The 11,858-nt window shown below is 68.9% G+C and carries 13 protein-coding genes; 6 read left to right on the top strand and 7 right to left on the bottom strand.

Annotation, left to right across the window (positions count from 1 at the left end):
• Window positions 1–5 precede the first annotated feature (5 nt).
• From ACS5Q7_RS12930 to ACS5Q7_RS12910, 5 genes are all read right to left on the bottom strand, one after another.
• A complete protein-coding gene (locus ACS5Q7_RS12930; protein WP_478339708.1) occupies window positions 6–545 on the bottom strand; it encodes a hypothetical protein in 540 nt (179 codons plus the stop codon).
• 31 nt (window positions 546–576) lie between these two features.
• Window positions 577–714: a hypothetical protein gene (locus ACS5Q7_RS12925; protein WP_478339707.1), complete on the bottom strand. Its 138-nt coding sequence runs from the start codon at window positions 712–714 to the stop codon at window positions 577–579.
• 129 nt (window positions 715–843) lie between these two features.
• Complete coding sequence (locus ACS5Q7_RS12920) at window positions 844–1,911, bottom strand: spore photoproduct lyase family protein (RefSeq protein ID WP_478339706.1); 1,068 nt, start codon at window positions 1,909–1,911, stop codon at window positions 844–846.
• A 63-nt stretch (window positions 1,912–1,974) separates the two neighbouring features.
• On the bottom strand, window positions 1,975–2,988 hold the full coding sequence (locus ACS5Q7_RS12915) for a GntR family transcriptional regulator (protein WP_478339705.1): 1,014 nt from the start codon (window positions 2,986–2,988) through the stop codon (window positions 1,975–1,977).
• Entirely contained in the window at window positions 2,985–4,538 is a 1,554-nt protein-coding gene (locus tag ACS5Q7_RS12910) for a UxaA family hydrolase (RefSeq protein WP_478339704.1), read from the bottom strand. The genes ACS5Q7_RS12915 and ACS5Q7_RS12910 overlap by 4 nt, the downstream gene beginning before the upstream one ends.
• 261 nt (window positions 4,539–4,799) lie before the next feature.
• Between ACS5Q7_RS12910 and ACS5Q7_RS12905 the strand changes: the two genes are divergently transcribed.
• From ACS5Q7_RS12905 to ACS5Q7_RS12880, 6 genes are all read left to right on the top strand, one after another.
• Window positions 4,800–5,483, top strand: coding sequence for an amino acid ABC transporter permease (locus tag ACS5Q7_RS12905; RefSeq protein ID WP_478339703.1), 684 nt, complete (start codon window positions 4,800–4,802; stop codon window positions 5,481–5,483).
• 7 nt (window positions 5,484–5,490) lie between these two features.
• Window positions 5,491–6,168 (top strand): amino acid ABC transporter permease, encoded by a 678-nt coding sequence (locus ACS5Q7_RS12900; protein ID WP_478339702.1) that lies wholly within the window; start codon window positions 5,491–5,493, stop codon window positions 6,166–6,168.
• 21 nt (window positions 6,169–6,189) lie between these two features.
• Window positions 6,190–6,966: an amino acid ABC transporter ATP-binding protein gene (locus tag ACS5Q7_RS12895; protein ID WP_478339761.1), complete on the top strand. Its 777-nt coding sequence runs from the start codon at window positions 6,190–6,192 to the stop codon at window positions 6,964–6,966.
• A 70-nt stretch (window positions 6,967–7,036) separates the two neighbouring features.
• Window positions 7,037–7,840: a transporter substrate-binding domain-containing protein gene (locus ACS5Q7_RS12890; protein WP_478339701.1), complete on the top strand. Its 804-nt coding sequence runs from the start codon at window positions 7,037–7,039 to the stop codon at window positions 7,838–7,840.
• Window positions 7,841–7,916: 76 nt separating this feature from the next.
• Complete coding sequence (locus ACS5Q7_RS12885; RefSeq protein ID WP_478339700.1) at window positions 7,917–8,834, top strand: dihydrodipicolinate synthase family protein; 918 nt, start codon at window positions 7,917–7,919, stop codon at window positions 8,832–8,834.
• Between the two features lie 203 nt (window positions 8,835–9,037).
• Complete coding sequence (locus ACS5Q7_RS12880) at window positions 9,038–9,256, top strand: hypothetical protein (RefSeq protein ID WP_478339699.1); 219 nt, start codon at window positions 9,038–9,040, stop codon at window positions 9,254–9,256.
• 127 nt (window positions 9,257–9,383) lie between these two features.
• Here ACS5Q7_RS12880 and ACS5Q7_RS12875 read toward each other — a convergent pair whose 3' ends face one another.
• Window positions 9,384–9,857, bottom strand: coding sequence for a tellurite resistance TerB family protein (locus ACS5Q7_RS12875; RefSeq protein ID WP_478339698.1), 474 nt, complete (start codon window positions 9,855–9,857; stop codon window positions 9,384–9,386).
• A 793-nt stretch (window positions 9,858–10,650) separates the two neighbouring features.
• On the bottom strand, window positions 10,651–11,844 hold the full coding sequence (locus ACS5Q7_RS12870) for an MFS transporter (RefSeq protein ID WP_478339697.1): 1,194 nt from the start codon (window positions 11,842–11,844) through the stop codon (window positions 10,651–10,653).
• Window positions 11,845–11,858: the final 14 nt, after the last annotated feature.

The raw sequence follows: 11,858 nt of genomic DNA, 5'->3' as shown, positions 1-11,858 counted from the left end.
CCGGATCAGCCCTTCGACACGGCCACGATGCGGCGCGAGACCGTTCCGACCAGGGCGAAGGCGTCGCCGACCTGGATGAATCCGAGGGGATCGCCGGCTTGGCCGAGGCCGGCGAGTTCGGGCGGGATCGGATGCAGGTAGACCTGCGGCGGCACGCTCGTGCCGGGCTCCAGCGGGAACGTCATCCGCGTGACCGGGCGGACGTGGCGGCGTTCCGCCTGCGCCTTCAGGGCATCGACCTGGGCGGCGGTGAGCGCCGCGCCGCCGCCGGCCTCGGCCGCGTCCCCCGTGCGCAACCCATCAAGGGTGCCGGATCCAGCGCCCGGCCCATCGGGCGCCTTCGCGGCGCCGCCTTCGGCGGAAGGCGCGGGCGAGGGGGGCGCCACATCGCGCGGACGGAGGGGAATGGCGCGCACCGAACTGGCCGGCGCCGCCTGTTCCCTGGCCGGCGCCGGGACGGCCCTCCCGCGCGGCATCAGTTGGTATGCCACGGCGCCGACGGCCACCACCGCTGCAATGAGGCTGATGAGGAGCAGTTGGCGCATCGCGGACCAGCGTTCGGAAAGGTCCGGCCGTCTAGCCTGTCGCAACCCTGAGAGGTAGCCCGATCAGCCATACGAGGGCCAAGGCACCGGCCAGGAACGTGGCCGACGAGACGAGCACGGCCACCTCTTCGCGGTGCCGGTGGACGAAGGTCTGGGAGAAAGCGAGCATGGCGGCGCTATCGGCTGGGACTGGAACAGCCTCGCGCCCGAACCTTGATCATACGGAGGCAGGCCGGGTCATCCACAGCAGGCAGTCGGCCGGTGTCGCCGATCCGCCACAACCGGGGAGGGGATCCCCTCAGAACGCGTACCGGACCTCGCAATACGGCAGCGCCGCGCGGTGCCAGCCCAGCAGCTGATCGAGCCATGTCCGCTTCCACGCCGACCGGTAGCGCAGGTTGCGCATGCCGCTTTGGCTCCACTTCGTCTCCTGGAGATCGGGCCGCCAGAGCAGGTCCTCGCCCTTCGGATGCCAGGCGAGATTCGTCTCGTGCAGCGTCTCGTTGTGCGTGAGCATGATGATCTCGCACTTGAGCTGCGCCTTGGCGCGATCGGACAGGGTGCCGTCGATGGCGGCGAACAGGACCCGCCATTCGGGCTCCCAGCCCTCGTGGACGATCACCGGGCTGAAGTTGACGTGCACCTCGTAGCCGGCGTCCACGAAGTCGTTGATGGCCGCGATGCGCTCGGCGATCGGCGAGGTGCGGATATCGACCATCGTCGAGACGGCCTCGGGCATCAGCGAGAACCGGATGCGGGTGCGGCCCTGCGGGTCGTAGGCGAGGAGATCGCGGTTGACGAGCTTGGTCGCGAAGGATCCCTTGGCGTTCGGGATGTCCCGGAACGCCGCGACGAGATCGCGGACGTTGCCGGAGATCGTGGCGTCGAGGGACAGGTCGCCGTTCTCCCCCAGATCGTAGACCCAATCGACGGGATCGATGGTGTTCGGCTCCGGCTTCGGACCGAGGCGCTTGGCATGGCGGGCGATGGCGGCGGCGATCTCGTCGATGTTGACGAAGACGCTGACCGGGTTCGCGTAGCCCTTCCGGCGCGGCACGTAGCAATAGGCGCACGCCATGGCGCAGCCGTTCGAGGAGGACGGCGCGATGAAATCGGCCGAGCGCCCGTTCGGCCGCATGGTGAGGCCCTTCTTGACGCCGAGCACGAGGACGTCCCGCTTCATGCGCAGCCAATCACCCGCGAGGGCCGGATCGTCCGTGAGCGCGGGGATCTTCCAGTGGCTCGCGACCTCGATGCATTCGGCCTCGGGGAAGCGCGCGAGCACCTCGCGGCCCCGTTCATACGACCGGATGGCGGGTTCGAGGTAGATCCGCTTCGGGTCGAGGAGCGTGCGCGGCAGGGCCATCCCCTCCATATGGGGAGGGGAGGGGTGATCGTCAGTGCGACGATCACCTGATCGGTCTGACGGTCATGAAATGATGTACGGCGACTTCACGTCATGGTTTTCCCGCTGGAAATCCTTGAGGCGCTTGAGCGCCTTTGCCTTGGACAGGGCGAGGTGTTCGGTGAGGGCGCCGCAGGCCCTGTCGTGATCCCCTGACCGGACGGCATTCAGGACCTGGAGATGCTCGTCCATGAACGGGTCGATGCCCGGGCGGCCGGGCAAGGCGTTCTGAATGTGCTTGCCGACGACGAGGACGCAGCGGGTCCGGCGCAGGGCCTCCGCCATCTCCGTGTTCGGGCTATGGGCGAGGCAGGCGACATGCAGGTCGCTCTCGAGGACGTCGAGTTCGGCGATGTCGGGATCCGGCATCGCGCGGATCGCCTCGGCGAGGCGCGCCTCCATGCCGTCGAGGACCGTCGCGGGGATGCGCCCGATCGCGGCTCGGAGCAACGGCGGTTCGAGGAGGAGGCGCAGGTCGTAGAGATGCGCGATTCGCGTGCTGTCGAGGGGAATGACTTGCCACTGGCCGTTCCCCTCCTTCGACACGAGCCCGACCCCCTGGGCCCTCAGGAGAAGGTTGCGGGCGACGGTGCGGCCGACGCTGAGATGCCGGGCGAGCGCCAATTCGTTGACGCGGAAGCGGCCCAGGAGGGAGACGAGGATGATGTCGCGCTCGAGCTCGTAATAGAACGGCTCCCAGCCCTCGTCCTGGTCCAACCCGCCGTTGAGCTCGATCAGGTCAGGGGTCACCGCGAGGCGCCGGTCCGGGGGCGCCCCGCCGACCGCGACGCCCCGCCCGTCGAAACGATGGACGAGGCCCTCCTCCTCCAGGGCCGCGAAGGCCTGCCGGACGGGCGAGCGGCTCGCCTTGAACATCGCGGCGATGGCGCTCTCCACGAGCACGCATCCCGGCGCCAGCCGCCCTGCCGCGATGGCTCCGCGCAAGGCGTCGCTGATCAGCGCGTAGGCCGGACGGCGGCGCGCGGCGACGGCTTTCTCCGGTTCCGCGACGGGGCGCAGGCTCCGTCCGGCGCTCACGTCACGGCGCCGAGCGGCCAGGGCACGAACTCGTTGTCGCCGTAGTCGTAGCCCTCGCTGAGGGAGCGCTCGCCCGAGGCCACCGCGATGATCTTCTCGAAGATGCGCTCGCCCGCCGCTTCGATCGTGTCGCGGCCGGTGACGATGCCCCCGCAATCGATGTCCATGTCCTCCTCCATGTGGGCGTACATCTCGGAGTTGGTGGCGATCTTGATGCAGGGCGCCGGCTTGAACCCGGAGACGGAGCCCCGGCCGGTGGTGAAGCAGATCACGTTGCAGCCCCCGGCGACCTGCCCCGTCACCGCGACGGGATCGTAGCCCGGCGTGTCCATGAAGACGAATCCGCGACGGTCGATGGGCTCGGCGTATTCGTAGACCGCCGTGAGCGGCATGGTTCCGCCCTTGGCCACCGCGCCGAGGGACTTCTCCAGGATCGTGGTCAGCCCGCCCGCCTTGTTGCCGTGCGAGGGGTTGTTGTTCAGTTCCGCCCCGTGCCGCTCGGTGTAGTCGCGCCACCACTCGATCCGGGCGACAAGCTTCTCCGCCACCTCCCGGTCCACCGCCCGGCGGGTGAGGAGATGCTCGGCACCGTAGATCTCCGGCGTCTCCGAGAGCACCGCCGTGCCGCCATGGCGCACCAGCAGGTCGGCGGCGTGGCCGAGTGCCGGATTGGCCGAGATGCCCGAGTAGCCATCCGACCCGCCGCATTGGAGGGCGAGCTTGAGGCCCGACAGGGGCAGGGTCTCGCGCGCGACGGCGTTCACCGCGTCGAGCATCCCCCGGATCGCCTCCGCCGCCGCCTCCACGGTCTTGCGGGTGCCGCCCATCCCCTGGATCGTCATGGTGCGCAGGAACGGCCCCTCGGAGAGGCGCGACTCCTCCATCAGCTTGCCGATGTGGTTCGTCTCGCAGCCGAGCCCGATGATCAGGATGCCGCCGAAATTCGGATTACGGGCATAGCCCGACAGCGTGCGGGCCAAGAACCGGTACCCCTCGGTCGCGGTGTTGATGGCGCAGCCGCCGCCGTGGGTCAGCGCCACGACCCCATCGACGTTCGGATGCCCGGCGAGGCCGGTGCGGTTCATCAGGTCGGCGGCGGCCTTGGCGACGGTGGCCGAGCAGTTCACCGAGGTGAGAATGCCGATGTAGTTGCGGGTGCCCATGTCGCCGTTCGGGCGGCGATAGCCCTGGAAGGTGCGCCGCTCGGCCTCCGGCAGCAGCGGAGTCGGACGCGCGTCGGCGCAGAAGGCGTGGGTCACGGCGCCGTCGCGCATCTCCATGTTGTGCAGGTGGACGTGCTCGCCGGGGGCGATGTCCTGCCGGGCATAGCCGATGAGCTGCCCGTACTTCGTCACCGCCCCGCCTGCGGGGATCGCCGCGATGGCGACCTTGTGGCCGCGCGGCACGCCCTCGCCCAGCGCCCGCACCCCGTGGCCCGCCTCGTCCCCCGGCGCGAGGCGGGAGCGGGCGACGGCGACGTTGTCGGCGGGGTTCAGGCGGATGGCGGGTGCGGCGCCGTCGAGCGCGACCGGATCGAGGGCGATCGTCATGGAATCCTCCGGGTCCGCGGCAGCACCCCGGTGGAGGTGCGGCGGCTGATTGGCTATTGCGTGCAATGTACAATCATGGTAGCCGTCCTTAAGTCAAGAGCGCCGACAGGCGCCGATCGTCCGAGGAAACACAATCGTTCCGCCGTAAACTCGGCGGGCGAACGCCATCCATCGGCACAAAAACCAATTTCACCGCCACGATGCACAGCATCGGTTGGGGAAAGACGATGCGTTGTTGTTGCCAGCCTGTCGGTTGCGTGCATGTCGTATGATTTCGACTTCACGTTCCTGAGCGAATACGGTCCAGATCTGTGGCGTGGCGTCTGGCTGACGCTCGGCATGACGGCGGCCTCGATCGTGCCGGGCTTCGTGCTGGGCACCCTCTGCGCGGTCGGGCGCCTCTACGGCCCCCGGTGGCTCGCCCGGATCACGGTCGTTTACGTGGAGGCGATCCGCAACACGCCGCTGGTGATCCAGGTCTTCTGGCTGTTCTTCGGCCTCGCGGTGATGCAGGTGCGGATCGGCGCCTTCCCGGCGGCGGTGCTCGCCCTCGTCATCAATGTCGGCGCCTACACCGCCGAGATCATGCGCGCCGGCTTCGAGACCATCCCGAAGGGTCAGGTCGAGGCGGCCTCCTGCCTCGCGCTGACCCGGATGCAGGTCATCTGGGGCATCCTGTTCCCGCAGGCCGTGGAGCGGGTCTACCCGGCGCTCGTCAGCCAATTCGTGCTGATGATGCTCGCCACCTCGATCATGTCGCAGATCTCGGCGGAGGAACTGACCGGCGCCGCCTACCAGATCCAAGCCTTCACCTTCCGGGGCTTCGAGGTCTACCTCGTCATCGCCGGAATCTACGTGGTGCTGGCCGCCGCCCTGCGCCTGGTGCTGCTGGGCTGTGCCACCGTGGCCTTCCCGCGGCGGCGCCGCCTCGGCACCCCCCTGTGAGGCCGGCATGAGCATCTTCGGCCTGTCGCTGGGTCTCACCCCCGACCAGCTTCTCTTCATCCTTCGGGGCGCCGGCTGGACGCTGGTCCTGTCGCTGATGGGGTTCGTCGGAGGCACCGTGCTCGGCCTTCCGCTGGCGCTGGCCAGGGCGGCGCGCCAGCGCGGCCTCGGCTCCTGGCTCCTGCGGCAGGGCGCGGGCGCCTACGTCACCCTCGTCCAGGGCGTGCCCCTGCCGGTGATCATGTTCGTCGTCTATTTCGGCGTCAGCATCGGCGGGTTCGAGGTGCCGGCCCTCGTGGCGGCGGGAATCGCCATGACCCTGTGGTCGGCGGCCTATCTCGGCGAGATCTGGCGCGGCTGCATCCAGGCGGTGCCGCGTACCCAGTGGGAGGCGGCCGAGTGCCTCGCCCTCACGCCGACGCAGCGCTTCGTCCACGTCATCCTGCCGCAGGCGATGCAGGTCGCGGTGCCGCCGACCGTCGGCTTCCTCGTGCAGATCGTCAAGAACACATCCTATTCGGTCGTGATCGGCTTCTTCGACCTGACCTATTCGGCCAAGGTCATCAACAACGCGACCTACAAGCCATTTCAGGTCTTCACCATCGCGGCGCTGATCTACTTCGTGATCTGCTATCCGATGTCGGTGATGAGCCGGCGCTTCGAGGCGCGGATGCGCCGGGCCTGACGGGAGACGAGCATGGACGCCATGGTGATCGCCGAGCCCCGCTCTGACGCGGCTGCATCCGGGGCCGGCCGGGAGACGATGGTCCGCTTCGAGGACGTGCGGAAGTCCTTCGGGACCGTCGAGGTGCTGCGCGGCATCTCCTTCGCCGTGCAAAGGGGCGACGTCACCGTGCTGGTCGGGCGCTCGGGCTCTGGCAAGAGTACGGCGCTCCGGTGCATCAACGGACTGGAGGCGATCAACGGCGGTCGGCTCACGGTCTGCGGCCGCAAGCTCCACGAGCCCGGCACCGATCTGCGGGCCCTGCGCCAGGACGTCGGCATCGTCTTCCAGAGCTACAACCTGTTCCCGCACCTCACGGTGGCGCAGAACGTGATGCTCGCCCCGCGCAAGGTGAAGCGCCTCGGCTTCGGCGAGGCGAGGGATCTCGCCCGCGAGGTGCTGGACAAGGTCGGGCTGGCCGACAAGGCCGAGGCTTACCCCGAGCAACTCTCCGGCGGTCAGCAGCAACGGGTCGCCATTGCGCGTTCGCTCGCCATGCAGCCGCGCCTGATCCTGTTCGACGAGGTCACGTCGGCCCTCGATCCCGAACTCACCGGCGAGGTGCTGCGGGTGATCGAGGGGCTGGCGAAGGCCGGCATGACCATGGTCCTCGTGACCCACGAGATGGGCTTCGCCCGCTCCGTCGCCGACCAACTGGTGTTCATGCACAAGGGCACCGTCTGGGAGCGCGGATCCCGCGAGATCCTGCGCGATCCCGCCACGCCGGAACTCCGCCAGTTCGTCGGCAACGGGCTCTGAGCCCGCCGCGCCCCCTTCCAAACAGAGCCGCCCCGAGGCGGCCGGATCGCATCCCCCGGAGGAGACACCCATGGTCAAGACGACGTCCACCCGCCGCCTCGCGCTGGCGATCGGCCTCGCCGCCCTGCTCCCTGCCGCCGCGCAGGCCGCCGATACCCTCGACACGATCAAGCAGCGCGGCAAGATCCTCGTCGCCATCGACGTCAGCCATCCGCCCTACGGGATGCTCGACGGCAAGGCGCAGGAAACCGGCTCCGACGTCGACACCGCCAAGCTGCTCGCCCAGGATCTCGGCGTGGCGCTGGAAGTCGTGCCCGTCTCGGGCGCGAACCGGGTGCCGTTCCTCCTGTCGGGCAAGGCCGACATCGTGATCGCGTCCTTCTCGATCACCGAGGAGCGCAAGCGTGTCGTGGACTATTCGAAGCCCTACGGCGTGATTCCGGTGGTGATCGCCGCACCCGAAGGCGAAGCCATCGCGAAGGCCGAGGATCTCGCCGGCAAGACGGTCGCGGTGGCCCGTGGCACCACCGCCGACATCGAGCTGACGAAGGCGCTGAAGCCCGTCTCCGGTGCCTCCATCGTGCGCTACGAGGACGAGGCGACCACCAACACGGCCGTGGCCACCGGCCAGCAGTCGATCCTGGCGGCGGCGCTCTCCACCGCCAACAGCGTGCGCGACGCCAACCCCGGCAAGAAGCTCGCGATCAAGATCACCATGAACGCCTATCCGATGGCCGTCGGCCTGCGGAAGAAGGATCCGGAGCTGAAGGCCTGGGTCGACGGGTGGGTCGATGCCAACCTGAAGAATGGAAAGCTCAACGGCATCTATCAGAAGTACTTCGGCCAATCTCTTCCGGCGGACATGGTCAACTGAACGGGCTTGACTCCCCATCCCGGACGGGGTGAAGCCCTCCGGGATAACTCAGACAAAAGTACCGGGAGACGATGCGATGCAAAGCCCCTACCGTGGCGTTTTCCCGGTGGCCCCCACGGTCTTCGATGCCTCGGGCGCCCTCGACCTCGACGGGCAGCGCCGGGCCATCGATTTCATGATCGAGGCGGGGAGCCAGGGCCTCTGTATCCTGGCCAACTTCTCGGAGCAGTTCGTCCTCACGGACGAGGAGCGCGAGACGGTGATGCACGCGGTGCTGGAGCACGTGGCGGGCCGGGTGCCGGTCATCGTGACGACCACGCACTTCGCCACCCATGTCTGCGCCGAGCGGTCTCGCCGCGCGCAATCGGCCGGGGCGGCCATGGTGATGATCATGCCGCCCTATCACGGCGCCACGATCCGCGTGCCGGAACTCGGCATCTACGAGTTCTTCCGGACGGTCTCGGACGCGATCACGATCCCGATCATGATCCAGGACGCGCCGGTGGCGGGCACGCCCCTCTCGGCCGCCTTCCTCTCGCGGATGGCCCGCGAGATCGAGCACGTCTCCTATTTCAAGATCGAGACCGCCAACGCCGCCGCCAAGCTTCGCGACCTGATCGCGCAGGGCGGCGACGCGGTGGTGGGACCCTGGGACGGCGAGGAGGCGATCACCCTGATGGCCGATCTCGACGCCGGCGCCACGGGCGCCATGACCGGAGGCGCCTACCCGGACGGGATCCGCACGATCACGGACGCCTACGCCGCCGGCCGCCGGGAGGAGGCCATGGCCGCCTACGAGCGCTGGCTGCCGCTCATCAACTACGAGAACCGCCAGTGCGGCCTCCTCGCCTGCAAGGCCCTGATGGCCGAAGGCGGCGTGATCGCGAACGAGACCGCGCGCCTGCCGATCCAGCCCCTGCACCCGGCCACCCGCGCCGGCCTCATCGAGCTGGCCCGCCGGAACGACGCGATGGTCTTGCGCTGGGGACGGTGACCCCTTCGCGCGACGGGGTGCCGATAAGGTCTCGCGGCGCGCAGGAGCGGCGACGGGAACGCTGCGCCGCCACGCGACCGCCGATGGATATCGATAGCATCGATTCCGGCTATCGAGCCCATTTGTTTGAATGATGGTGCGGTGCGGCGCAAATAACCCCTCGAACGGAGGCGATGGCCTCCGACCTTCAGAGGGACAAGACAATGACTGCCCGTACCATCACGCTCGCCGCTCTCGCCGCCGTCGCCCTTGCCGGCCCGGCCCTGGCGGACGACCGCATCACCATCACCCCCACCCTGTACCGCGATCAGGCGCGCGCCACGGCCGCGGTGCGGCCGGCGACCGAACTCACCACCACGCCGCGCCTCGTGCCTGCCGCTCCGGCCAAGTCGCGGGTCGTCGCCGAGGTCGTCGCCCGCTGACGGGATGAAACCGGTGAGGCCTGTCATGACCCGGCGCCCCGGAGACCAATGATCCGGGGCGCCTCTGCCCTACGGTGTTCTCGCGACAGCCTTGAAGACGGACACACCGCCAGGTCCGTAAGACGCTCTAGACCAGCGTCTGCCGTCGCGTCGGCTTGGCCGGGACTGCTTCGAGCAAGCGCTGCTTATCGACGATCAGCGCCTTCGCGATGTCCGTGAGCGCAACGTGCTCGATCTCGGCGATGCCGTCGTGGTCGGCGACATCCACCGCGAGGAGGAACACGCTCTCGCGCTGATCGCTCGGCCTGCCGGCGATCGCCTCGATACGGCGAAGGTTATCCAACCGGCCTGCGCGCGTTCGGGCTCGGCCTATCGCGTCATAGAGCGCTTCTTCCACCATCAGGGCATCGTAGCCCTTCTCGAGAATGGGGCTCGCCAAGACCCCGTTCACCGCAGTCTCGAATTCTTCGCTCGCCATCTCGCCGTCCGCGACGATCACGTTGGCGGACGCGGACACAGCGGCCTGCATCAGCGTCTCGTCGCCGGCATAGGCCGTGACCGTGCGCGCGAGGCGGGCGAGAAAATCAGCGACGAGGCTCATGGGCGTTCACCGCCCTCGGAGGAAGAAGAACCACAGGAGGATCACGAGGGGGATCGGCACCCCCAAAAGCCAAAGCAGACTGCCGGTCAGCATCACATCCTCCCTTGGGACGTTCGGCAATCCCGCGATCGGCGGAGTCGTTCCCCCCAGCCGCCCGGCTCGGCTTCACGGCACAGCCTCGATCAGACCGAGGCTCCCGGCCTCCTTCGCTTCGAGATACCAATTGGCCGGGGCGCGCTGCAGAACCTCGTCCATCGTGACGGAGGAGCCCAGGATCGGGTGGGACCGCGCAGAGGCTCGCGGCCCATAGGCCGGCCGGTTCGCGGCAGGTGAGGGAATTCCTGCAATAGATTGCCGGCACGCCGCATTCGTAGCGCGATTGTGCTTGTGCGGCCGGCCGCACTCGGCTACGGCGAGGGCACTGGACAAGAAAAAGCCGCCCACGAGGAGCGGCTGAAGTCTAGGGAGGAAACGCCCAGACGGGCGGCAGGACGGCGACGACATCGCTGTCCTGCCATTTCCTTATAGGTCTTCGCATTGCACCAAACAACCTCGCCGATGCGAGAATGACCCCTTTGCAGGATCATTCAGTCGGAGAGGTGCATTTCCGCACCAGCGCCTGTGTTCGTCGATTGCCTCGTGAGGCGTCCGTCGCGCGGCCTCACCGAGACGGGCATCTCGCGCGCCAGTCCGACAATCCCCCTTCTCGATAGGCCCTGAACGCGACCCCGCTCCAGGCACGTCCTCGCCGGGAACGATGCGCAAGGATCGCCCGGCCTGCCTGAGGGGCTGATCAAGCCCCGGTTTCGGCCTTGCGCAGCTTGGGGGCGAGGGGGAGAGCGAGGGCGCACAGGGCGGCCATGAACCAGAACGCCTGGGCACCGAACGCGCCATACAGGACGCCCCCCATCGCGGTCAGGAGCGCCGAGGCCACGCCGAGCCCCAGGGTGCCGTAGAGGGTCTGTGCGCTCGCCGAAAGGCGTTCCGGCACGACCCTGACGATCAGCTGCATGGCGGCAAGGTGCAGCAACGCGAAGGTCAATCCGTGCATCGGCTGAACCAAGGCCAGGACCGGAACCGAGGCCGTCGTGGCCATGATGGACCAGCGCAGCACGCCCATCCCGCTCGCCAGCATGGCCGCGCGAGCCGTCCCGAGGCGTGCCAGAAGCCAGGGACCGGCGACGACGAAGACGAACACCTCGGACGCGACCGCCTCGGACCAGAGCAGGCTGATCGTGCCCGGGCCGATGCCGGCCTCGCGCCACCGGATGACCGCGAATCCGTCGTTCAGGGCGTGGCTGCCGATGATGAGCGCCGCCGCCACCATCATCCAGCGGAAGGGCTTGAGCGCCAGGAGGTCACGGAGGCCGCCGAGGCCCACATCCGGCAACGCCGCCCGCGCCGGTGCCGGCGGCACGCGCGCGGTCGCGACGGCCATGACGAGGAACAGGACGCCGCTCGACACGATGATGCTGGACAAGCCGGCGCGGGCGACGAGCAGCCCCGAGACCAGCGTCCCGAGCACGAAGGCGGCCGAGCCCGCGCCCCGGACCCAGCCGTAGGAGAAGGTGCCCTCCCGCTCGGCGGCCGCGAGCGCCAGGGCGTCGGCGAGGGGCGCCAGGGCTGCGATCGCGCTGGCGTGCAGGAGGCTTACGCCCAGGAGCGGCCAGAAGCCGTACCCGGCGAGGTAGGCGAAGGCGATCAGCCCCGACGCGACGGCCGCGAGGCCGAGCACCCCCCGCGTGGCATCGTAGCGGTCCGCGAGATGACCCGCGACCGGGCCTGCGGCGAGGCGCATCAGGGTCCCCGCCGCGAGCGCGATCCCGATCTCGCCCGAGGTCAGGCCGCGCTCTGCGAGGAAGCTCGGAAGGAAGGGGGATTCCGTTCCATAGGCGGCGTAGAGCGCGCCCTGCAGCAGCACGAAGGCCGGGAAGGTGCCCCCCAGGACGCGAGCCCGGGACCTCGCCTCTCCCCTTCGCGTGTCCATGCCCCTCGCCCTGT

The organism is Methylobacterium sp. Gmos3 (assembly GCF_056430985.1).
This window is presented reverse-complemented; position numbering and strand designations above follow the sequence as displayed.